The following is a 22,146-nucleotide window of genomic DNA, read 5'->3' as shown; positions in this document are numbered from 1 at the left end:
TATGAACATATGACATTAAGTTTTTACGTAAACAAACACAAATATAAAAGATGATTAATGTAATCGTAACCTATACGGTAAATCCCGGATTCGTTTCCAGCAACAAAGCGAATATTCAGAAATTCTTGGAGGATTTTAAAAAATTAGATCCCTCTACTTTTGAATACAAAGTTTTTGTAAAGGAAGATGGTGTTACTTTTGTACACTATTCAAACTACATTAATGAAGAAGTTCAGCATGAAGTTTTGAACGTACCATCTTTTAAGGAATTTCAGAAATTAAGGGACGAAAGCGGATTGAATGGTTCCCACAAAGTAGAATTTTTACAATCAATATTATAAAAAAACAAAATTCCGGGGTGCTTATCTCATCCCGGAATTCGAAAATATAACATCTATGGAAGAGCAAAATTCAAATATATGGTGGCTCAATGAAGAGTCTGAGCAGATGTTGAACAGAGGATATCTGTTGAAAGGTGAAACGGTAGATGGAGCTATCGACAGAATCACCACTGCCGCTGCAAAAAGGTTATACAAGCCGGAACTTCAGCCCGCTTTCAAAGAAATGATCACAAAAGGATGGATCAGTTTCTCTTCTCCGGTATGGGCCAATATGGGAACGGAAAGAGGCCTTCCGATCTCTTGTTTTAACGCTCACATCCCGGACAGCATTGAAGGAATTACTCATAAAATGGGTGAAGTGATCATGCAGACCAAAATCGGGGGTGGTACTTCAGGGTATTTCGGAGAGCTTAGAAACAGAGGTACTGCTGTAACAGATAACGGAAAATCTTCCGGAGCAGTTTCATTCATGAAGCTTTTTGACACAGCAATGGATGTTGTTTCCCAGGGAGGTGTAAGAAGAGGGGCTTTTGCTGCTTATCTTGACATTGACCACGGAGATATTGAAGAATTTTTATCCATTAAAGATATCGGTAGCCCGATCCAGAACCTGTTCACAGGAGTATGTGTTCCGGATTACTGGATGCAGGATATGATTGACGGTGATATGGACAAGCGTAAGGTTTGGGCAAGAGTATTGGAAAGCCGCCAGCAGAAAGGACTTCCTTATATTTTCTTTACCGATAATGTCAACAGAAACAAACCTCAGGTATATAAAGATTTAGGAATGACGGTAAACGCAAGTAACCTTTGCTCTGAAATCATGCTTCCATCTACCATGGAAGAATCATTTATCTGCTGTCTGTCTTCCATGAACCTTGAGTTATATGATGAATGGAAAGATACAGATGCTGTTAAACTAGCAGTATACTTCCTGGATGCCGTATTATCTGAGTTTATTGACAAAACTGAAGGTAACTACTACCTGCAGGGAGCGAGAAACTTCGCAATGCGCCACAGAGCACTTGGATTAGGAGTTTTAGGATACCATTCGTACCTGCAGAAAAATATGATTCCATTTGAAAGCTTTGAGGCTACTCAGTTCAATGCAAGAGCATTCAGACATATTAAAGAGCAGGCTGAGCAGGCTTCAAGAGAATTAGCTAACATTTATGGAGAGCCGGATGTACTGAAAGGGTACGGATTGAGAAATACCACTACAATGGCTATTGCTCCTACCACTTCAAGTTCTGCCATCTTAGGACAGACTTCTCCGGGAATTGAACCATTCTCTTCCAACTATTATAAAGCAGGTCTTGCGAAAGGAAACTTTATGCGTAAGAACAAATACCTGGCGAAACTATTGAAAGAAAAAGGGTTGGATAATGAGGAAACATGGAGAACAATCATGTTGAACCATGGATCTGTACAGCACCTGAATGAGCTGACTCCTGAAGAAAAAGCAGTCTTCAAAACATTCAAGGAAATTTCGCCGATGGAGATCATTTCTCAGGCAGCACAAAGACAGCAATACATTGACCAGGCACAGTCTCTGAACCTTCAGATTCCTTCTACAATGCCGGTAAAAGATGTAAACTACCTGTATATCGAAGCTTGGAAAAAAGGAGTAAAAACGCTTTACTACCAAAGAAGTTCTTCTGTTTCGAAAGAAATGATGGTGAACTTTGTATCATGTTCAAGCTGTGAAGCATAGGATCAAGTAATAAACACGCTATATTATTTACAAAAGCATGCCGAAAGGTGTGCTTTTCTTGTTCCGTTAAAAAAATAAGTTTAGGCTTACAATATTAAAAATCCATTTATCTCAAAAAAGATATTATATTTGCATGATCAGATTGTACAGCAAGGGATTTGTAAATAATCTTATATCAACAAAAAAACTCAAATATGAAAAAAATTTTTCTTACTTTATGTGTAAGCGGATTTTCTATCGCTTACGCTCAGCATCTTAATTTTTCTGATGCAAAATTTAAAGCTTTACTTCTAAGTTCCAATGCCACAAATCAGATCGTACAGGATTTTAATGGAAACTCCATTGCTATAGATACGAACGGAGATGGAGAAATTCAGCTTTCAGAGGCACAACAGGTGAAAATTCTGACAATCAGACTAGATCGTAACCAGGCGTACATTGATCCTAACGGGAATACATCTGATCCTGCTAACATAAAAACGGCCTATTACAACAGCCATCTGCCGGACGGAATTTCAGATGCTCAGCTATTCCCTAATCTCGAAGAGCTTTATTTCTGGAATACCAAAACGGCTAACATCAGCTTTACGAATAATACTACAATAAAGAAAGTACAGGGAAGGCCTTTTTATTATGACTTATCACAAGGAGGCCAACATATGGCTTCTCCTATTAATCTGTCTTTTGATAACTGCTCAGGAATTCAGAATATTGCAGACGTTATCGCATATCAGATTTCCGGTAATCCTTGGTCTCCGGATGAAAATAGCTTAAGGATCAAAAACTGTCAGCAAATCAACGGCAATGCATTGATCAGTTCTGCAGAACTCAGAGAACTATATATTGAAAATTCCAGTATTCAAACAATAACTTTTGATTCCTGTAAATTTTTGGAAAAGATTGTTGTTCCTCATCTGAATACACTTACAAAAATTGCGATAACAGGGGGGTATTTTCCTTCCGCTACACCAAACTCTAATCAGAATATCGAACTTATAGCAAATAATTGTACCAACCTTCAGGAAGTCATTGCTGATACAGATCACTATGAATCAACCGGATCTTATTTCTCTTCAATAAACCTTAATGGCTGTTCATCTTTAAAGAAAATAAAAGGTTTAAACACTCCATCGGTTGATTTCAGTGCTGCAGGATTGACCAGTCTTGAAGAATTAGACTGCTCCTTCTACAACAGAAATATATACAGTACCACTTCCGGAGTCTATTTCGGGGATGTAAATACATTAAATCTAGCAGGCCTACCCAAGCTTAAAGTTTTAAAAGCCTTCAATCAGAAGATCACCAATACTGTAAATTTCAGCGCTGCCCAGGCTCTGGAAAACATTGATATCACAAGTACCTGCGGATATATGAATACAGTAGATGTGAGTAACCTTTCTCATCTGCATACTTTAAAAACAGACCGTTTTATCACCAGCAATACGCAAGGGCCGGCAAACCTTCAGAATATTGTTGCTAAAAACTGTATCGCACTCACGAATTTTGAATTTGGTAATAATCAGGATTTAAGAGAACTGGATCTGGAGAATTGTCCGGGGCTACAAAATTTATCCATCGGGTATATGTTCTCCAACCTGGAAAAGATCAACCTCAACCAATGTACCGGTTTTAAAGATATTAAAGTAAGCAATACAAAAATAACATCTCTGGACACCAAAGACTGCGTTGCTCTGCAATCTTTGACCCTGTATGAAAATAACCTTCTCAATTCAGTCAATATTACAAACAATACCAATTTAGAATTTTTATCATTGGCAGATTTACCTTTGCTGACTCAGATAAGTACTTCTGACAATATTAATCTAAGCAATGTACGTGTAAATATGTGCCCTCAGATTCATCAGCTTGACTTTTCCACCTCATCACATCTGGAATCGGTTGCATTATTGAATATGACTAATCTTACTTCTGTTAATCTGAGAAATGGCTCCATAGAAGAATTCGTTGATTTCAGCAATAACAATTCCAATTTATCAGTTTGTGTGGATGATGCACAGCTCAGCGATCTTCAGGCCATGTATCCTGATATTACATTTACCACCAACTGCGGAAATTCTTTTCTGAAAAGTGATACTGCAAAAATCAATACAAAACAGATCAAGATTTTCCCTAATCCTGTGAAAGACATATTACAGGTAAGCTCTGATACTCCTGTAAAGAACATACAGCTTATTGATTCCCAGGAAAGAATTATTCTTAACAGAGATTTTAATCAGGATCTTGTAAAAATTGACCTTTCGGGCTATCCTACAGGTGTTTATTTTATAAAAATTACAACCGGTAAAAAACAGGTTACTGAAAAAATTATAAAAAAATAAGGACTTACGATACCATTATTTTCACAAAAAATCATAGAACTTTCTATGATTTTTTTGGTTTATATTTGTGTTTATTGTTTAATGCTATAACACAACAGATATGAAATTCGGACAAGTAGAAGACCCATCAAAAATAGATTTCACCCTTCCTGAAGATCATCCCAGAACCAAAGAAATTTTAAGCCGGAATAAAAAAGGGCTGGAAAATATTTCTATAGGATGTGCGAAATGGAATAAAACCGACCTTAAGGGTTTCTACCCTAAAGGAACGAAAGACGAACTTACCTATTATGCCACGCAATTCAACTCTATTGAGCTGAATGCCACTTTTTACGGAATGCCCACACCTGATCAGGTAAAAACTTGGAAAGAAAAAACTCCGGAAAATTTTAAGTTTTTCCCTAAGATTACCAATACCGTTTCCCACTTCAGAAGATTGATTGATGTGACAGATCCTGTTACTCAATTTGCTTCAGCAGTCATTAATTTTGATGAGAAATTAGGAATGGTTTTTCTTCAGCTCCATGATAATTTTAAGCCTAAAGATTACGACAGGTTAGAAAAATTTGTAAAAGAGTGGCCAAAAGAAGTTCCTTTGGCAATAGAACTCAGAAATACGGAATGGTTCACAGATGAAGAAATTCTTAATACGACCTGTGAGCTTTTTGAAGCCCACAATATCACCAACATTATTGTAGACACTGCCGGAAGAAGAGATATGCTTCATATGCGTCTTACCACTCCCAATGCTTTTATCCGCTATGTAGGAGCCAATGCGGAAAGTGATTACGAAAGACTGGATGACTGGTTGAAACATTTAACAAAATGGAAAAAGCAAGGGCTTCAAAATATCTACTTTTTTGTCCACCAGAATATAGAAAAGGCATCACCTCTCCTATCCGCCTACTTTATCAAAAAACTGAATGCGGATTGGAAGACTGATCTTCATATTCCACAAATGGCAACGGAAAGTACGGGAACCCTGTTTTAAATACACTGATATTGGCAGCGATTATTCAAAATCTAGCAATTATTCAAGCTTAAAAAAATTAAATAGACTCATTTTAATTTAGTCTTACAAAAGCTACAAACCCTTTTCATAACAGATTTTTCCTTACATTAGAGTATACCGTATTTCACTAAACGGTTGTATAAAAAAATTAGACATGGAAAAGGAAATTTGTAAAATCAGTATCGCCAGCAGCTGGCTCGGTGATGAATATATCTTTTATGAGAATCATACCATCAAAAGAGTATTCGATAATCACAGCTTGAATTCCAATAAAGTTGAATGGCTGGAACCCGGCCAGATCAGCAAACAAAATAAAGATAAATTAGTCAGGAGCTGTCCTGAAGAATTTAAAGAGCGGATCATGCAGATCCTGGATTATCCCTGATCCGTAAAATAAAATAATGAGCCATTGAAATCAATGGCTCATTATTTTTACAAGATCTTTATGTAGTTTTATTTTTTTTCAGAAGCAATACCAGATTCAAAAACAACAGCAGGAAATCTAATGCAATCCAGATTCCCAGCTTTACATTTTCATAATTATAGGCGTCTACCTGCTTCTTTGCTGCATCAGAAAGTTTCATACTCTGATTGATATAGTTCTGTACTTCTACAATCTGATCAATATTTTTATTGGGCACAGAATGCTGGGAAAAATAGACCAGATTTTTTTTCCCGAGATATCCGGCAATCCAGTATTCGTCAGATTTATCCATCTTCAGGTATTCTATTCTGTAGTATTCCGGTCGTATTTTTCCGATATGTTTAGGCTGAAGTGTAACATTATTATCTGTTTTATTGACATTGATCAGATAGAAATCCAGTGTCTGAGGGAGCTTATTGATCACCTGCAGGCCAACGGAATTATCTACAAACGCCACTGCACTTTTCTTGATAAACCAATAGGTAAAAACGGAAATTGAAGAAACCACCGTTACAATACGAAACAATTTTGCCCATTTCGCCATTCCTCCGGATTTTACCTTAAAAAGGACCAAAGAAAGAACGGAAGCCAGAAATATTATAAAAATAATGAGTGTCATATTTTACAAAGATACTTCTTCTCTGTATTTTATCTATATTTGCCACCGAAATTTTAACTCAAATAACCATGAAAAAAGCATTGACAGGCTTCTTTTCCTTCTTCATTATTGCCATCTGTGCACAGATTAAATTTGAAAAAGGCTATATCATCAGCAGTGATAACACTAAAAAAGAAGTACTCATCAAAAATCTGGGATGGGTAAGCAATCCTAACAGCTTCGTGTATAAAACAGATGAAAAATCTACCGAAACTACAGGTACCCCATCTTCCATTAAAGAATTCGGAATCTATAATGATGTAAAATATATCACTTACAACGGGGATATTGATTACTCATCTGATAATATCGCAGATCTTTCTTCAGACAAAGAACCGGAATTAAGAAAAGCATCTGTATTTTTAAAAGAAATAGTAACGGGTAATAAAAATCTATATTCTTATCAGGGGCAAAATGTAATAAGATATTTTTATGCTGATTCAGGCTCTTCTGTTCAACCGTTGATCTACAAAAAATATTTCTTCAACGGAAACAGTTCTCAGATCGCTGTAAACGAAAAATATATTGATCAATTGAAAACGATCTTTCCTGACGACAATAATGTGCAGATACAAGCTGGAAAAATAAAATATACAGGTAGTGACCTTAAGAAAATTTTCAGGGCATACAATGCCAAGGTTTCCGGAACTTCTGAAGAGCAGTCGTCTTCTGATTCCACAAGGAAATCAAAATTCAACTTAAATATCAGACCGGGACTTAATTTCTATTCTCCTGTAGACATCGCTGGAGCTTACCGTAATGATGGTCTTCCTTCAAAAACAGGATTCAGAATAGGAGCTGAAGCAGAATTGGTATTGCCATTTAACAGAAATAAGTGGTCGGTTGTCGTTGAACCCACGTTCTCTCTTTACAACAACAAGGCAACGATCAGGACTTCTGATAATCTCTATAATATGCATGTGGATAATTATTCATTTATCAGTATTCCGGTAAGTATAAGACATTATATGTTTATCAATGATAAAGCAAAAATTTTTATTAATGCCGGTATTAACTTTCTTACACTGAAAACCAGTTCTTCTAAAGACTATGCAGTAGACTATGACGGCTATGTATTTGACAGATTGAAGTTATCATCATCCCAAAGTTTCAAAAGTGCTGTTTTTGGGATAGGATTCAATTATAACAACAAATACAGTATAGAAGCAAGATGTAACACCAGCATTAATATGTTGGAGGAAAAAGGGCCTTATGCCGATCTGAAATATACTTCCTTAATTATAGGATACAATATTTTCTAATCTACATTCCACTCTTTATAAAACTGGTCGAGGAAATTCAGCATATAATTGTGTCTTTCTTCGGCCATTTTTTTTCCCTGTTCTGTATTCATCAGATCTTTCAGAAGGAGTAATTTTTCGTAGAAATGATTGATGGTTGTACCATTAGACTTTTTATATTCTTCTTTGGACATTCCTAAATTGGGCTGAACCGCAGGATCATACATCGGATTATTTTTAAAGCCTCCGAAGTTGAATGTTCTGGCAATTCCAATGGCTCCAATGGCATCGATGCGGTCTGCGTCCTGTACTATTTTAAGCTCAACCGGTGGGTTTTCCGGGGCCTGACTTCTGTTTTTAAAGGAAATATTTTCAATGATAAATAAAACCTTTTGTATTGTTTCTTCAGAAACATTCTGACTTTCGAGAAATTCTCTGGATATCTTCGGAGCGATGGTTTCATCACCGTTATGGAATTTAGGATCTGCAATATCATGAAGAAGTGCCGACAGCTCTACTACGTCTTTATCACAATTTTCGGTTTCAGCTATTTTGGCAGCCAGTTTCCAGACTCTTTCAATATGGAACCAGTCATGTCCTGCTTCAGCTCCTTCTAACTTTTCTTTTACAAATTTTACGGTGTTGTCAATCGTACTTTTCATTGATCTTTCAGTTCATTTAATATAATATCCCAGAGTTTACTGTTATAACTTCTAAAAAAATTAATATGTCCGATTTCCTTTTTATCAGATTCGGAAGTTTTCACCAGTCTGTACTTAGGTTTAAGATTAGGATAGGTATTGTTCAGTAAGCTCAATACCCCTTTTTCCGTCAGCCATACATCATCTTCGGCACGAATGACAAATACATTCTGTGTTAAATTTTTAGAATAGTCCTCAATTTTTTCCAACAGTCTGTTGGTGGATTTCCTGTTTAAAATTAAGGTTCTCCAGTCATATGCACAATTTTTTGGAAGACTTTCTCCAAGTCCGAACCAATGTGCGGGAAAATATCCTAATAATGAAGTGGTTAATGGCTGAACAATTCCAAAGCCCAGATAGGCTTCAATCTTTGTTTTTAGTCTCAGGTTACCGACAAAAGCATTTTGTGTTCCCACAAAAACAAATTCATCAAACATTGTGGAATCTTCATTCATTCCTAAAATTAATGCTCCTACAGAATGCCCCAGGCAATATTTCTGATATTCCGGGAAATTTGTTTTAATATATTGAGTCAGTGTTTTATAATCTCTGGAACCCCAGATTCTCATAGAGCTGTGGAAGCCTCTCATCTCTTTTGGCTTGGAAAGTCCTATTCCACAGTAGTCATAGGTAATAACCGTGAATCCTTGCTCAGAAAAATAGCTGGCAAAGGAAAAATACACCTGCTGTCTGACGCCTGTTGCTGAGTTGATAAGTAATAGTTTTTCGTTACTTTTTTCCGGCTTAAAAAGATGGACAGCGAGCGAAGCATGGTCTTCTGTAGTAAGTATTAGTTTTTCCATAGTATAAAAGAAAAAATCCACTATAAAAGTGGACATTTTAAGTATATCTTTATGTTAAGTTTCGGACTTTTGATATGCCGTAAATAGCTTAAGAAAGAAAATCTGAGATCCTCGGCAATCCTGTTTGAGATCCTTTACCTCCGGAAACTCTTGATGATACCTCATTTCCAAACTTCACACATTCCTCAATAGAATTCCCATGGCAAAGTGCTATGGCAAAACCAGAAGTGAATGCATCTCCCATTCCCATCTTATAAACAGTCTCGTCTTTATCATTCCTGTAATACTTCATCTCTGTACCATCAAAATAAATGGTAGAATTGGTATCGTCCCTTACAAATACTTTATTGAAATATTTTTTAAGAACATCTTCTCTCTTTTCTTCCCCAAAAATAGTATACAACTCACTGCTTTTGGCCACAATGAAGTCTACCTGTTCCAAGATATCTTCGCTCACCCTCATCGCAGGAGAAGCATATAATCCTACTTTTTTACCATATTTCTTGGCTTTTCTGACGGTATATTCTACAACCGCCATAGACACTTCAAGCTGTACAAGTACTAAATCTGCGGTATGAAAATATTTATCCGCCTCGTCAATATGATCGTTATTAAGGTATTTATTGGCTGCCGGAACTACAACAATGGCAGCATTCCCGTCAGAAGTGGTTACATAAGCTGTTCCAGTGGATTCCCTATCTGTTTCATGAACAAAACCTACGTTTACATTTTCACTTACCAGATTCCTCATGATCTGCTGCCCAAGAGGATCCATTCCCACACATCCTATAAAATAAACGCTTGCCCCGAGCCTGGCAGTTCCTACCGCCTGATTAGCTCCTTTTCCTCCGAAATAGCTGTCTGAATTGACGGCTAAAACCGTTTCATTGGGTAAAGGAAGTTTTTCAGTTTCCAGGACCAGGTCTATTGATGAGCTACCTACAACGATGATTCGGGGTTGTTCTGATGAGAAATTCATTGTGTTTTATATTGGCATTAAAGTTTAATATTCTAAAAAATGGCAGATCAAAAATAACTATTTTAATTAACTTATTTCTATAAATTCAGTAATTATCTTTACCGGTGACTGATCCTTGTCATAAGCAATATAACTGGCATAAAAACCTTCTCCATATCCTGTTTCAAATGCAAATATAGTTCCGGGATGGTCTTTTGCCGGCTTCAGAAAAGCGTATTGATCTATAGCACCGTTTTCATCAAAGAAATAATCATGGAAAAATTCTTCATAGATGCCCATGAAATCTCCTCCTTTATTCTGATAGAGCCTTTGCTCCAGCTCATTGAGACTGTTTTGCGTATCAACATCCATGAAACATCCCATTCCGCTTTCTACAGGATATCCGAAGACTTCGCCTTCCGCCAGCTCTTTCAGGTTCTGTCCCGCTGTAGTTGCCAGTTTCCAGTCTTTTATTTCTGCATTACCGAATATAATTTCGGCGTAGGCCACACAATTACTTTCTCTTTCCTTATGCAGCATTACAGAAAAATCTCCTTTGGGAAATTCTGTAGTAAAAGGGAGCATATCATTGGTGATCAGCGGATCACAGGCTAACAGTTTTCCACTGGAAAGATAAATTTTCCCTACCTCAAAACTTTCTAATAACGGGCTTTCTACAAAATCCCTTGAGAATAGTTTTTTTATGTTTTCTATATGTGTCATTTTATTTATTCTTTAAACCATCAGGCTGGATACAAGTATTCATCTGTATCCAGCCTGAGATTATGACAAAATTAATAATTGTCTATGTTTTTATTACAAACTTTTCAGTTTCTCTTCCAGGATCGCAATCTTGTCAAGAGCATCTTTCTGTTTCTTACGCTCCACCTCAACAATTTCAGGTTTTGCATTAGCCACAAACTTTTCATTGGAAAGCTTTTTATCTACTGAAATTAAAAATCCTTTCAGATATTTCAATTCTTCTTCGGTTTTAGCTTTTTCTTCTCCCAGGTCTAAGTTTTCACTTAAAGGAATAGAAACTTCCGTAGCTCCCACCAGGAATGTAAAGCTTGGTTTATCTGTTTTCTGTCCGAAATGAATTTCGGAAACATTCGCCAGCTTTCTTACGATCGCCTCATTGGTAAATTCAGAGGCATTGGTATAAACTTCTGCAGCTTCTCTTGGTGAAATTCCTTTGGTCTGACGGTAATTTCTAATACCTGAAATCAATTCTGCAGTGATTTCAAAGTTTTTAATGATCTCTTCGTTAAAGCTATCTGCATTCTTCTGCTGAGCAATCACAAGGGCCTCATCAATGCTTCTTTCTGAAATCAATTGCCAGATTTCTTCAGACTGGAAAGGCATAAACGGATGAAGAAGTTTCATCAATTCTTCAAAGAAATATACTGTTTTGTCATATACTTCTTTAGAAATACCTTCTCCGTAATTAGGCTTGATCGCCTCAAGATACCAACCACAAAAATCATCCCAAATTAATTTATAGATCAGGTGCAATGCATCAGAGATTCTGAACTTCTCAAACTGATCATTGATTTCAACAATTGTTTTATTCAATTTATTTTCAAACCATTCGATTGCCTGGTGATCTGTAGCAGCAGCCGGCTTATCTTCGTGGTTCCACATATTGATCAGACGGAATGCACTCCAGATTTTCGTCATGAAGTTTCTTCCCTGAAGCATTAAATCTTCATCAAAAAGAAGGTCATTTCCAGCAGCAGAGCTCAATAAGATTCCTACACGTACACCATCCGCACCATATTTTTCCATCAATTCGATCGGATCCGGAGAGTTTCCTAAAGATTTCGACATCTTTCTTCTCTGCTTATCTCTTACAATACCTGTAAAGTAAACGTTTTTGAACGGAACTTCTTTTTTGTATTCCAATCCGGACATGATCATCCTCGCTACCCAGAAGAAAATAATATCCGGTGCCGTAACAAGGTCTGAAGTAGGATAGTAATAGTTGATATCTTTATTATCAGGATCCAAAAGTCCTTCAAATACAGACATTGGCCATAGCCATGCTGAGAACCAGGTGTCTAATGTATCCTGATCCTGTTTCAGGCTTTCTGCCGTCAGTTCGTTGTTTCCAGTCTTCTGTTTTGCCAGTTCCAGAGCCTCTTCAGCAGTTTCTGCCACCACGAAATCTTCATCACCGGTTCCATAATAGAATGCAGGAATCTGCTGTCCCCACCATAACTGACGTGAAATATTCCAGTCACGGATGTTTTCCATCCAGTGTTTGTAGGTATTTTTAAATTTCTCAGGGTAGAATTTCACCTCATCATCCATTACTACGTCCAGAGCAGGCTTAGCCAGTTCAGACATTTTCAGGAACCACTGTACTGAAATCTTAGGTTCAATAACAGCTCCTGTTCTTTCAGAAGTTCCTACTTTATTTACATAGTCTTCTGCTTTCAGTAAAAGATCTTTTTCTTCTAATTCTTTAGCGATCTGCTTTCTTACGTCAAATCTGTTTTTTCCGGCATAGTGAAGACCATGCTCGTTCAGGTTCCCGTCGTCATCTAAAGCATCAATCATTTTCAGCTGATGTTTCTGGCCGATTTCGTAGTCATTGATGTCATGTGCAGGGGTAATTTTCAATGCTCCTGTTCCAAATTCAATATCCACATATTCGTCTTCAATGATAGGAACTACCCTGTTTACAATCGGAACGATTACATTCTTCCCTTTCAGGTGTGCGTATCTTTCATCATTAGGATTGATACATACTGCAGTATCCCCGAAAATGGTTTCAGGACGTGTAGTAGCTACCGAAAGGAATTCTTCCGAACCTTCAATTTTATATTTAAGGAAATATAATTTCCCGTTCTGCTCTTTGAATATTACCTCTTCATCTGAGATATTGGTTTTTGCTTCAGGATCCCAGTTGACCATTCTGTACCCTCTGTAGATCATCCCTTTATTGTACAGATCAACAAAACTGATGATCACCTGCTTTGAAAGGTTATCTTCCATAGTGAAACGGGTTCTGTCCCAATCACATGAACATCCCAGTTTCTTTAGCTGCTCAAGGATAGTACCTCCGTATTTGTGAGTCCAGTCCCAGGCATGTTTTAAAAACTCTTCACGGGTAATATCAGACTTATTGATTCCTTCAGACTTCAGTTTAGCAACAACTTTAGCTTCTGTAGCGATGGAAGCGTGATCTGTTCCCGGAATCCAACAGGCATTAAACCCCCGCATTCTTGCACGACGGACCAGAACATCCTGAATGGTATTATTCAACATATGCCCCATGTGTAAAATCCCCGTTACGTTTGGCGGAGGAATTACCACAGTATATGGAGGTTTATCATTCGGTTCTGAATGGAAATACTTGTTTTCTAACCAGTATTTGTACCATTTCTGTTCTGTTTCCTGTGGATTATATTTTTCTGAAATCTGCATAAATTCTATTTCTTGGCTTACAATTTGCAAAAATAGTCTAAAGAAAAAAAATTTTAAGCATGAATTAAAATAATTTTTAACTTTGTTTCACAAAATTTATCTAACAAACATATTAACATTCAAGAATATGAAGAAATTAATCGCAGGAATTGCATTATTCGGAACATTTGCTCTGGCATCTGCACAAACTATTACGTTTGATAAAACTACTTTTGATTACGGTACAATCAAGCCAAATGCTGATGGTACAAGATTCTTTACAGTAACTAACTCAGGTGACAAACCTTTGATCCTTTCTAATGTAAAACCTTCTTGCGGATGTACGACTCCTGAATTCAGCCAGGATCCGATCATGCCAGGAAAATCTGCTAAAATCAAAGTAGGATACAACACAGCGATTGCAGGACCATTCAACAAAATGATTGAGGTTTTCTCTAACGACCCTGCCAACAACAGAAGCGTAATCTATATCAAAGGTAATGTAGATGCTAATGCTCCTGAAAAGGTATTAACTCCTGCAGAACAGAAAGAAGCTGCTAAAGCTGAGAAAAAAGCTGCAAAACTAGCTAAAAAGGCTGCTGCAAAGTAATCTTTACTCAAAAAAATAAAAAAACCGTCTCCTTCGAGGCGGTTTTTTATTATATTTATGTTAGGTATTAAAGATGAATCAGGGAAATATTTCCTGTTCATCTTAAGTTTGGTGAAAGCTGATATTTAAATGTACCGACAACATAATCTATAATCTAAAAATATATGGACACCAATTTCTCAGACGATTTTCAGGTAAACGGAAAGTTCTCCATCAAAAAATCATCTACTTCTTATAACGGAAAACTTACTAAAGAAGAAGGAGTACAATTATTAATTAAAGAAAAAGAAAAACTCCGTGAACTTCAGGAAAGGCTGTATGCTGACGGAACCCAATCTCTGCTCGTTGTACTTCAGGCGATGGATGCTGCCGGAAAAGACAGTCTTATAGAACACGTTTTTGGAGGGGTAAACCCACAGGGATGTAATGTTACAAGTTTTAAAACACCAAGTTCTAAAGAATATTCCCATGATTTTTTATGGAGACATTATCTTGCACTGCCTCAGAAAGGGATGATCGGAATTTTCAACCGTTCCCATTATGAAAGTGTTCTGGTGTGCAAAGTACATCCGGAGTATAATTTAAGTGAAAAAACATGGTCCTCTGTAAAAGATTTTGATGATAAATTCTGGGAAAACCGGTATGAAAGTATCCGTAATTTCGAAAAACACCTTTCCCAAAACGGAACTACCATTATCAAGATTTTTTTGAATGTATCTAAGGATGAGCAAAAGAAAAGGCTTCTGGACAGAATTAATGAACAGGAAAAAAACTGGAAGTTTTCTGCAGGAGATCTTCCGGAAAGGGCATTATTCGATCAGTATATGACGGCTTATGAAACCGCCATTAACGAAACTTCAAAAGACCACGCTCCATGGTATATACTTCCTGCCGACAACAAGTGGTTTGCCAGACTTGCCGCGATTCAGATCATCATTGAAACCCTTGAAAAAATGAATCTCAAATACCCTACTCTTTCAGAAAAAGAAAAACAAAGCCTCGTTGAAGCCAAGAACATTCTTGAAAATGAATAATAAAAAAATCCTCAGATCAATGGTCTGAGGATTTCTGTTTTTATCTGATGCCTGCTTCTGCAAGTCTATCTGACAGTAAAAAATCACGAGAAAATCTATAAGCCGGATTCTGTACTTCCGAAGAAGTGCCTGTTATTTATCTACGCTTTACATTGCTGCAAAACTTGAGCTGATTACCCCTCGGTTTTCAAGACGAGCCGCCTCTATTTCCATTACTGAAAAGAACCGATATACTTACCATTGCACCGCAAAGAGTTTACCTGGTTTCACTACAGCCGAACTGTACCTGCTTTCTGTTGCACTTGTCCTACCCTCACGGGTGACGGATGTTATCCGCTTTGCTGCTCTATGGTGTCCGGACTTTCCTACCTCCCGTAAAACGGGAAATCAACAGGCCGATTTTCTCGCAGGTGCAAAGATACATAAATTTCGTAAAGGAAGCCTAAGATACAGATCATGTAAGCTTATTCATTCCTTTTTACTTTTTCCTATTTTCACTATTTTATATGATAATTTTCACTAATTAGCACATTATTATTATCTTCGTGCCATTATATATCTATGAATTCCAGAGAAAAAGAATTTGCACAGCTTATCAAGGATAATCAGGGCCTGATTATTAAGGTATCCCGTCTGTACACAAATTCTCTGGAGGATGAAGAGGATCTTTTTCAGGAAATTGTGTTACAACTCTGGAGAAGTTACGACTCATTCAAAGGGAACTCTAAAATTTCCACATGGATGTACCGTGTAGCACTCAATACAGCCATTACTCTTTTTAGAAAAAAAAGCAAAAGTCTGCCCACAAACGAGCTGGACATCAACCACAAGGATTTTGTGGAAGATGATGATGAAAAGCAGCAGCAGATCTCGCTTTTGTATACTGTAATCAAGACTCTTCCTAATATAGAAAGAGCCATTGTCATGATGTATCTTGACGATCTGCCTTACAAGGATATTGCAGAAAACCTCGGGATCACCGAAGTTAATGCACGTGTAAAAATGAACAGATTAAAGAAAACCCTTAAAGAACAGATGGAAAAATATGCCTGAATTTGATTTAGATAGCTTTAAAAAAACATGGCAGGAACAGCCTGTCCAGCCGAAATATGACAACCGTGAGATTCTTCAGATGTTGAATAAAAAATCACGCAATTATGTGAAATATATTTTCTGGATCAGTGTTGTAGAATTTTTGTTCTTCTCTGTTTTAGGCCTATTCTACTTCTTTCAGGAGGAAGAATCAGACAGTTTCCGTAAGGTCCTTGAAAGACTGGGAGCCCAGGAAGCTCCTGAGGTAGAAAATAATTTCGGACATGCTTATCTGGCTATAAAAATCATGAGCTTATTGATCACGGCTTATTTCGTCCTGAAATTTTATCAGAATTACCGCAGAATCAAAATTGAGGAAAACCTTAAAGGACTTATTACCCGGATTATCAAATTCAAGAAAACAGTCAACGCATTTATCCTGATCAGCATCGTATTGCTGCTTACGTTTACTTTTGTACTGATTTCTTTTATATTTTACACATTAAGTTCTCAGAATATACAGCCTACCAGTGCCAACCTTACGATCATTATTGTAGGAATCACCATCAGCACCCTGCTTGCAGTATCTATGATCTGGGTTTACTACAGACTGGTATACGGAAGCATTATTAAAAAGCTTGATAAAAACCTTAAACAGCTTAAAGAAATAGATTCTCAGGAAAATTAACATCCATAGGCCATAGTTCGGGATATTATTGTTAATTTTATTTCGCCAAATCTTTTTACTATGCCTTTATCATACGTTTATGGGACTTCTGAGGTTCCATTATTAGGACAGACTATTGGAGGAAATCTTAAAAGTACTGTCGAAAAATACCCACATCAGGAAGCACTTGTCTGCGTTCACCAGGATTACAGAGCTACTTACCAGGAATTTTACAATCAGACCACCGCTGTTGCCAAAGCCCTTATTTTTTTAGGAGCAAAATCCGGAGACAGAATCGGAATATGGGCCTCCAACCGTTACGAGTGGGTACTGCTTCAATATGCCACCGCCAGAATAGGAACGATCCTGGTCAACATCAACCCGGCCTACAGAACCCATGAACTGACCTATGTGCTCAATCAGTCTGAAGTACGTTTCATTTTTTCTTCTTTAAGCTTTAAAACAAGTAATTACAAGGAAATGGTAGAATATGCCAAAGAAGTATGCCCTACCCTTGAGCATGAAATTTTCTTTGATGACAGCTGGGAAGACTTTGTTAATAACGGACAGGATATTTCGGATGAAGTTTTACACAGCTTCGAGGAGCATGTACAGTTTGATGACCCTGTGAATATCCAATATACTTCCGGAACAACCGGATTTCCAAAGGGAGTCACGCTCTCCCATCATAATATCCTAAACAACGGCTATTTTATTGGGATCAGACTAAAATATACAGAGAAAGACCGTGTCTGCATCCCTGTTCCTTTTTACCACTGTTTTGGAATGGTCATCGGCAACATGTGCTGTACCGCTCACGGAGCCTGTATGGTAATTCCTAATGACAGCTTTGATCCGGAAATAACCTTAAAAGCAGTTTCTGATGAAAAATGTACTTCATTGTACGGCGTACCTACGATGTTCATTGCTGAGCTTGCTGTAAAAGATTTCGATCAATATGATTTTTCAAGCTTAAGAACAGGAGTAATGGCAGGCTCAGTTTGCCCTCCGGAAATTATGAAAAAAGTAGAAAATCTGATGAATATTAAGGAAATGAGTATCTGCTACGGGATGACAGAAACCTCGCCCGTATCTACTCAAACCCTGATCGGAACCCCATTGGAAAAGCAGGTCAGCACCGTAGGAACCGTTCAGGACCATCTGGAAATAAAGATCGTGGATGAAAACGGAAGAATCCTCAAACGTGGAGAACATGGAGAACTCTGTACCAGAGGATATTCTGTCATGCTGAAATACTGGAATGATCCTGAAAACACCAAAAAGGTACTGGATGACGCACGGTGGATGCATACCGGAGATATGGCTGTAATGGACAAAGACGGATATATTACCATTTCAGGAAGAATCAAGGATCTTATTATCCGGGGAGGAGAAAATATCTCACCAAAGGAAATTGAAGATTTTTTATATACTTATACCAATATTCTGGATGTTCAGATCATTGGGGTTCCCAGTGAGAAGTTTGGAGAGGAGGTCATGGCTTGGGTAAAAGTGAGAAAAGGCTTTACGATCACTGAAGAAGAACTTCAGGAATATTGCAAAGGAAGAATTGCCCACTATAAGATCCCGAAATACTGGAAGTTTGTGGATGAATTCCCGATGACCATTTCCGGCAAAATAAGAAAGGTGGAAATGCGGGAAATATCGATGAAAGAACTGGGGTTGGAAAGCAAAGCTTAACTTACAGGAAAATTTTAAACTGAAAGGTTTAACCACAAAGTCACAAAAGTTTTTTAACGCTTAAGTTATTTGAAGTGACAGGCTTTGTGTATAGAAGTACACCTAAGTCTTTAAAATATCTGATTTTCAAGATACTGACTACAGCTAAAGGGCAAATATTCTTCTCCTGCGGAGGGGTGGCAAATCGAAGATTTTGACGGGGTGGTTTTCACACAACCTGTCAGCATAAAAATAAAAAAGCATTTCAAATGAAATGCTTTTTCTATATTTTAAAGTTCTTTTCTTAACCTCGCTACAGGAATATTGAGCTGCTCACGATATTTTGCAATCGTTCGTCTCGCAATATTATATCCCTGCTCTTTTAAGATAACCACTAAAGCGTCGTCTGTCAATGGTTTTCTCTTGTTCTCTTTATTAATCACTTCCTGAAGGTGGGTTTTAATCTCTTTCGTGGAAACTTCTTCACCGTCATCGTTGGTCAAACTGTCAGAAAACAGATCTTTAAGATAGACAATACCATTAGGAGTATCGGCATATTTACTTTTTACCACCCTGGAGATCGTGGAGATATCAAAACCTGTAATATCGGCAACATCTTTCAGAATCATTGGCTTCAGAGATTTTTCATCACCTGTAATGAAATAATCTTTCTGGAATTTCACAATAGCGGTAATTGTCTGTAACAAGGTATTCTGGCGCTGGTTGATGGCATCAATATACCACTTTGCAGCATCAAGCTTCTGTTTAATGAATAATGCAGCCTGTTTATGCTCTGATGAATTTTTATCGTGAGAATAAGTAGACAGAATATCTTTATACTCCTCTGAAACTCTTAATGTAGGAGCATTTTTGCTGTTAAGCATAGGAATGACCTGACCATCTTTTACCTGAATCACAAAATCCGGAATAATTTCCTGGTTGATGGTAATCGTCTGGGTATCAAAATTTCCTCCTACTTTAGGTGATAGTTTGGAGATTTCATCCAGAGCATCTTTTAGATCATCTTCTTCAATATCATATTTCTGAATGATCTTGTTATAGTGCTTGTTTGTCAAGGCATCAAACTGATGTCTTAAGATATTTGCTGCTAAAGAAACCGCTTTATCTGAACTGACCTTCTTTTCGATCTGAAGTAACAGACATTCCTGAAGGCCTCTTGCTCCTACTCCCGGCGGATCAAGCTTCTGAATATAGTTTTCAAGGATATCTTCTACTTTTTCTTTGGTGGTATAAACTCCCTGGGAGAAAGCAAGATCATCCACAATAGACTTGATTTCTCTTCTTAAATATCCGTCTGTATCCAGATTTCCGATAAGGTATTCTGCAATTTTCAGATCCTCCTCATTGATGTTTACCAGATGAATCTGTTCCATCAGATAATCATATAACGACTGTCCCTCCGTCAGAAGGCTTTCGTTATCAAATTCCTCATCATCCGGAGAATAGTTGCTGGATGCGGTTTTATAGCTTGGTTCGTCGTCATAGAGATATTCATTGACGTCAAAATCTGTTTCAATGCTTTCCGTACCCTCATCCTGATAAGCGTCTTCCAAAGAAGAATATTCATCTTCCTTAGAATCCTCTTTGGCAATTTCCAAAGCAGGGTTCTCCTCTAACTCTCGCTCCAACTCCTCTTCAAATTCAAGAGTATGAAGCTGAATAAGCTTCATCAACTGGATCTGCTGAGGGGCCAGCTTCTGCCCTAATTTGAGTTGTAAGTGTTGTTTAAGCATATTCTTATTTGCGTTTTAACATAACATATTCTACGAATTTAATAAATTTATTTGATAAAAAACACATTTAGCATGATTTTTGCATTATACTTCCTAACATAATAAACTATTAAGAAATAAAAAAAGCCTTAACTTTTAGATTAAGGCTTTTTTTATTGTTCTAGAATTCAGCACTTTTCGGTGTTCTAGGGAAAGGAATTACATCTCTGATATTCGTCATTCCTGTTACGAAAAGAACAAGCCTTTCCAGTCCTAAACCGAAGCCTGCATGCGGCACAGAACCGAATTTTCTGGTATCAAGATACCACCAAAGTTCGTGCTCATCTACATGCATATCTGCCATTTTCTGTTTTAATACGTCTAATCTTGCTTCTCTTTCTGATCCACCGATGATTTCTCCGATCCCAGGGAACAGAACGTCCATAGCTGCAACAGTTTTGTTGTCTTCGTTCAGTTTCATATAGAACGCTTTGATCTCTTTCGGGTAATCAAATAATACTACCGGGCTTTCAAAATGTTTTTCCACAAGATATCTTTCGTGCTCAGACTGAAGATCAGTTCCCCATTTCTCTACCGGATAAGCAAATTTACCTTTTTTATTCTCTTTAGAGTTCAATAAGATTTCGATAGCTTCTGTATAGCTTACACGTTTGAAACGTTTAGCCACTACATTCTGAAGTTTTTCGATCAGTCCTTCTTTTGCTCTTTCTTTTTCAGGTTTTGTTTTTTGCTCTTCTGCAAAACGTTTGTCTAAGAAGTCAAGATCGTCTTTACAGTTATCCAATACATACTGGATTACATATTTTAAGAAGTCTTCCGCAAGGTCGATGTTATCTTCAAGGTTGTTGAATGCCACTTCCGGCTCAATCATCCAGAATTCCGCAAGGTGTCTTGTTGTATTTGAGTTTTCAGCACGGAATGTAGGTCCGAAAGTATAGATTCTTCCCAGTCCCATGGCTGCAGTTTCTCCTTCAAGCTGACCTGAAACGGTAAGGTTGGTCTTTCTTCCGAAGAAGTCCTGTGCAAAATCAATCTCTCCCTCTTCAGTTCTCGGCATATTGTTCAGGTCAAAGTTTGTAACTCCGAACATTTCTCCTGCTCCTTCCGCATCTGCACCAGTGATCACCGGTGTGTTGATATAGAAGAACTGGTTTTGGTTGAAGAATGAATGTACAGCAAAGCTGACAGCATGACGCACTCTGAATACCGCCCCGAAAAGGTTGGTTCTGAATCTTAAGTGTGCCTGCTCACGAAGTTTCTCCAGACTGTGTTTTTTAGGCTGAAGAATTGTGTTCTGAAGTTCTTCTGTGAAGTTATCTCCTAAAATAATGATCTTTTTAGCAATAATTTCCACAGTTTGTCCGGCACCCTGGCTTTCTACCACTTCACCTACTACTTTTAAAGAAGAAGCCGTACTGATATTCTTGATAAGTTCTTCGTCAAAATTTTCGAAATCAACAACTATCTGCAAATTATTAATCGTAGAACCATCATTAAGCGCAATAAAGCGATTAGAACGGAATGCTCTTACCCATCCGTAAACTGTAATGTCATGATGTAATACTTTCTTGTAATCCTTCAGGATTTCTTTGATCGTTTGCTTTTTCATTTGTTGATGATAAATTTTTTATATAAAAATTAATGACTGCAAAGTTACAAAAAAACAGCGCAACTTCATGGTTACGCTGTCTTTAAAAATCATTTATCAAGTATTAAAACTTTCAGTTCAAGAAAACTTAATCTTCTTCTGTGTCTCTTTCTCTATTT

General features: G+C 37.4%; 19 protein-coding genes and 1 other RNA gene. 11 read left to right on the top strand and 9 right to left on the bottom strand.

Annotated features, from left to right (window positions below; all coding sequences use genetic code 11):
• The first annotated feature begins 50 nt into the window (after positions 1–50).
• The 5 genes from ACTJJF_RS10250 to ACTJJF_RS10230 all read left to right on the top strand — a co-directional run bounded on the left by ACTJJF_RS10250 (position 51) and on the right by ACTJJF_RS10230 (position 5,791).
• On the top strand, positions 51–341 hold the full coding sequence (locus ACTJJF_RS10250) for a hypothetical protein (RefSeq protein ID WP_440699587.1): 291 nt from the start codon (positions 51–53) through the stop codon (positions 339–341).
• Positions 342–396: 55 nt separating this feature from the next.
• On the top strand, positions 397–2,055 hold the full coding sequence (locus ACTJJF_RS10245; RefSeq protein ID WP_065394915.1) for a ribonucleoside-diphosphate reductase subunit alpha: 1,659 nt from the start codon (positions 397–399) through the stop codon (positions 2,053–2,055).
• A 194-nt stretch (positions 2,056–2,249) separates the two neighbouring features.
• Positions 2,250–4,394, top strand: a complete 2,145-nt coding sequence (locus ACTJJF_RS10240) for a T9SS type A sorting domain-containing protein (protein ID WP_440699586.1) — start codon at positions 2,250–2,252, stop codon at positions 4,392–4,394.
• A 100-nt stretch (positions 4,395–4,494) separates the two neighbouring features.
• Positions 4,495–5,385, top strand: a complete 891-nt coding sequence (locus ACTJJF_RS10235) for a DUF72 domain-containing protein (RefSeq protein ID WP_312304304.1) — start codon at positions 4,495–4,497, stop codon at positions 5,383–5,385.
• Positions 5,386–5,560: 175 nt separating this feature from the next.
• Positions 5,561–5,791: a hypothetical protein gene (locus ACTJJF_RS10230; protein ID WP_440699585.1), complete on the top strand. Its 231-nt coding sequence runs from the start codon at positions 5,561–5,563 to the stop codon at positions 5,789–5,791.
• A gap of 58 nt (positions 5,792–5,849) precedes the next feature.
• Here ACTJJF_RS10230 and ACTJJF_RS10225 read toward each other — a convergent pair whose 3' ends face one another.
• Positions 5,850–6,449 carry a hypothetical protein gene (locus tag ACTJJF_RS10225; RefSeq protein ID WP_440699584.1) on the bottom strand — a complete coding sequence of 200 codons (600 nt, stop codon included), beginning with the start codon at positions 6,447–6,449 and terminating at the stop codon, positions 5,850–5,852.
• A 68-nt stretch (positions 6,450–6,517) separates the two neighbouring features.
• On the opposite strand from ACTJJF_RS10225, the gene ACTJJF_RS10220 reads away from it, so the two are divergent.
• Complete coding sequence (locus tag ACTJJF_RS10220; RefSeq protein WP_440699583.1) at positions 6,518–7,750, top strand: hypothetical protein; 1,233 nt, start codon at positions 6,518–6,520, stop codon at positions 7,748–7,750.
• Here ACTJJF_RS10220 and ACTJJF_RS10215 read toward each other — a convergent pair.
• From ACTJJF_RS10215 to ACTJJF_RS10195, 5 genes are all read right to left on the bottom strand, one after another.
• Positions 7,747–8,391: an HD domain-containing protein gene (locus ACTJJF_RS10215; protein ID WP_440699582.1), complete on the bottom strand. Its 645-nt coding sequence runs from the start codon at positions 8,389–8,391 to the stop codon at positions 7,747–7,749. The genes ACTJJF_RS10220 and ACTJJF_RS10215 overlap by 4 nt on opposite strands.
• Positions 8,388–9,233 (bottom strand): alpha/beta hydrolase family protein, encoded by an 846-nt coding sequence (locus tag ACTJJF_RS10210; RefSeq protein WP_440699581.1) that lies wholly within the window; start codon positions 9,231–9,233, stop codon positions 8,388–8,390. The genes ACTJJF_RS10215 and ACTJJF_RS10210 overlap by 4 nt, the downstream gene beginning before the upstream one ends.
• Positions 9,234–9,321: 88 nt before the next feature.
• Positions 9,322–10,212 carry a ribokinase gene (locus ACTJJF_RS10205; protein ID WP_312304324.1) on the bottom strand — a complete coding sequence of 297 codons (891 nt, stop codon included), beginning with the start codon at positions 10,210–10,212 and terminating at the stop codon, positions 9,322–9,324.
• A gap of 66 nt (positions 10,213–10,278) precedes the next feature.
• Complete coding sequence (locus tag ACTJJF_RS10200) at positions 10,279–10,914, bottom strand: DUF4241 domain-containing protein (RefSeq protein WP_312304326.1); 636 nt, start codon at positions 10,912–10,914, stop codon at positions 10,279–10,281.
• Positions 10,915–11,007: 93 nt separating this feature from the next.
• Positions 11,008–13,623 carry a valine--tRNA ligase gene (locus ACTJJF_RS10195; RefSeq protein WP_440699580.1) on the bottom strand — a complete coding sequence of 872 codons (2,616 nt, stop codon included), beginning with the start codon at positions 13,621–13,623 and terminating at the stop codon, positions 11,008–11,010.
• A gap of 127 nt (positions 13,624–13,750) precedes the next feature.
• Here ACTJJF_RS10195 and ACTJJF_RS10190 point away from each other — a divergent pair, with 127 nt between their 5' ends.
• Together ACTJJF_RS10190 and ACTJJF_RS10185 are read left to right on the top strand one after the other, a co-directional pair.
• A complete protein-coding gene (locus ACTJJF_RS10190) occupies positions 13,751–14,212 on the top strand; it encodes a DUF1573 domain-containing protein (protein WP_065399013.1) in 462 nt (153 codons plus the stop codon).
• A gap of 164 nt (positions 14,213–14,376) precedes the next feature.
• Positions 14,377–15,246: a polyphosphate kinase 2 family protein gene (locus ACTJJF_RS10185; RefSeq protein WP_440699579.1), complete on the top strand. Its 870-nt coding sequence runs from the start codon at positions 14,377–14,379 to the stop codon at positions 15,244–15,246.
• An 82-nt stretch (positions 15,247–15,328) separates the two neighbouring features.
• On the opposite strand, the gene rnpB is transcribed toward ACTJJF_RS10185, so the two are convergent.
• An RNA gene (gene rnpB / locus ACTJJF_RS10180) (RNase P RNA component class A) lies at positions 15,329–15,653 on the bottom strand.
• A 154-nt stretch (positions 15,654–15,807) separates the two neighbouring features.
• Here rnpB and ACTJJF_RS10175 point away from each other — a divergent pair.
• From ACTJJF_RS10175 to ACTJJF_RS10165, 3 genes are read left to right on the top strand one after another with little or no spacing between them, the layout of a single operon-like run.
• Positions 15,808–16,299, top strand: a complete 492-nt coding sequence (locus ACTJJF_RS10175) for an RNA polymerase sigma factor (RefSeq protein WP_027374652.1) — start codon at positions 15,808–15,810, stop codon at positions 16,297–16,299.
• Entirely contained in the window at positions 16,292–16,966 is a 675-nt protein-coding gene (locus tag ACTJJF_RS10170; protein WP_312304343.1) for a beta-carotene 15,15'-monooxygenase, read from the top strand. The genes ACTJJF_RS10175 and ACTJJF_RS10170 overlap by 8 nt, the downstream gene beginning before the upstream one ends.
• Before the next feature lie 60 nt (positions 16,967–17,026).
• Positions 17,027–18,646 (top strand): AMP-binding protein, encoded by a 1,620-nt coding sequence (locus ACTJJF_RS10165; protein WP_440699578.1) that lies wholly within the window; start codon positions 17,027–17,029, stop codon positions 18,644–18,646.
• A 269-nt stretch (positions 18,647–18,915) separates the two neighbouring features.
• On the opposite strand, the gene rpoN is transcribed toward ACTJJF_RS10165, so the two are convergent.
• A complete protein-coding gene (gene rpoN, locus ACTJJF_RS10160; protein WP_312304347.1) occupies positions 18,916–20,379 on the bottom strand; it encodes an RNA polymerase factor sigma-54 in 1,464 nt (487 codons plus the stop codon).
• Between the two features lie 160 nt (positions 20,380–20,539).
• Complete coding sequence (gene asnS / locus ACTJJF_RS10155; protein WP_312304350.1) at positions 20,540–21,988, bottom strand: asparagine--tRNA ligase; 1,449 nt, start codon at positions 21,986–21,988, stop codon at positions 20,540–20,542.
• Positions 21,989–22,146: the final 158 nt, after the last annotated feature.

The sequence above is a fragment of the Chryseobacterium sp. 22458 genome (assembly GCF_052044975.1).
Taxonomy (GTDB): Bacteria; Bacteroidota; Bacteroidia; order Flavobacteriales; family Weeksellaceae; genus Chryseobacterium.
The sequence above is the reverse complement of the archived record's forward strand: the minus strand, read 5'-3'. Positions and strand labels throughout refer to the sequence as shown.

Bases quoted from the DNA above. Each gene is read 5' to 3' on its own strand.
- ACTJJF_RS10250 (WP_440699587.1), top strand. From the start codon at position 51: ATGATTAATGTAATCGTAACCTATACGGTAAATCCCGGATTCGTTTCC.
- ACTJJF_RS10245 (WP_065394915.1), top strand. From the start codon at position 397: ATGGAAGAGCAAAATTCAAATATATGGTGGCTCAATGAAGAGTCTGAG.
- ACTJJF_RS10240 (WP_440699586.1), top strand. From the start codon at position 2,250: ATGAAAAAAATTTTTCTTACTTTATGTGTAAGCGGATTTTCTATCGCT.
- ACTJJF_RS10235 (WP_312304304.1), top strand. From the start codon at position 4,495: ATGAAATTCGGACAAGTAGAAGACCCATCAAAAATAGATTTCACCCTT.
- ACTJJF_RS10230 (WP_440699585.1), top strand. From the start codon at position 5,561: ATGGAAAAGGAAATTTGTAAAATCAGTATCGCCAGCAGCTGGCTCGGT.
- ACTJJF_RS10225 (WP_440699584.1), bottom strand. From the start codon at position 6,449: ATGACACTCATTATTTTTATAATATTTCTGGCTTCCGTTCTTTCTTTG.
- ACTJJF_RS10220 (WP_440699583.1), top strand. From the start codon at position 6,518: ATGAAAAAAGCATTGACAGGCTTCTTTTCCTTCTTCATTATTGCCATC.
- ACTJJF_RS10215 (WP_440699582.1), bottom strand. From the start codon at position 8,391: ATGAAAAGTACGATTGACAACACCGTAAAATTTGTAAAAGAAAAGTTA.
- ACTJJF_RS10210 (WP_440699581.1), bottom strand. From the start codon at position 9,233: ATGGAAAAACTAATACTTACTACAGAAGACCATGCTTCGCTCGCTGTC.
- ACTJJF_RS10205 (WP_312304324.1), bottom strand. From the start codon at position 10,212: ATGAATTTCTCATCAGAACAACCCCGAATCATCGTTGTAGGTAGCTCA.
- ACTJJF_RS10200 (WP_312304326.1), bottom strand. From the start codon at position 10,914: ATGACACATATAGAAAACATAAAAAAACTATTCTCAAGGGATTTTGTA.
- ACTJJF_RS10195 (WP_440699580.1), bottom strand. From the start codon at position 13,623: ATGCAGATTTCAGAAAAATATAATCCACAGGAAACAGAACAGAAATGG.
- ACTJJF_RS10190 (WP_065399013.1), top strand. From the start codon at position 13,751: ATGAAGAAATTAATCGCAGGAATTGCATTATTCGGAACATTTGCTCTG.
- ACTJJF_RS10185 (WP_440699579.1), top strand. From the start codon at position 14,377: ATGGACACCAATTTCTCAGACGATTTTCAGGTAAACGGAAAGTTCTCC.
- ACTJJF_RS10175 (WP_027374652.1), top strand. From the start codon at position 15,808: ATGAATTCCAGAGAAAAAGAATTTGCACAGCTTATCAAGGATAATCAG.
- ACTJJF_RS10170 (WP_312304343.1), top strand. From the start codon at position 16,292: ATGCCTGAATTTGATTTAGATAGCTTTAAAAAAACATGGCAGGAACAG.
- ACTJJF_RS10165 (WP_440699578.1), top strand. From the start codon at position 17,027: ATGCCTTTATCATACGTTTATGGGACTTCTGAGGTTCCATTATTAGGA.
- rpoN (WP_312304347.1), bottom strand. From the start codon at position 20,379: ATGCTTAAACAACACTTACAACTCAAATTAGGGCAGAAGCTGGCCCCT.
- asnS (WP_312304350.1), bottom strand. From the start codon at position 21,988: ATGAAAAAGCAAACGATCAAAGAAATCCTGAAGGATTACAAGAAAGTA.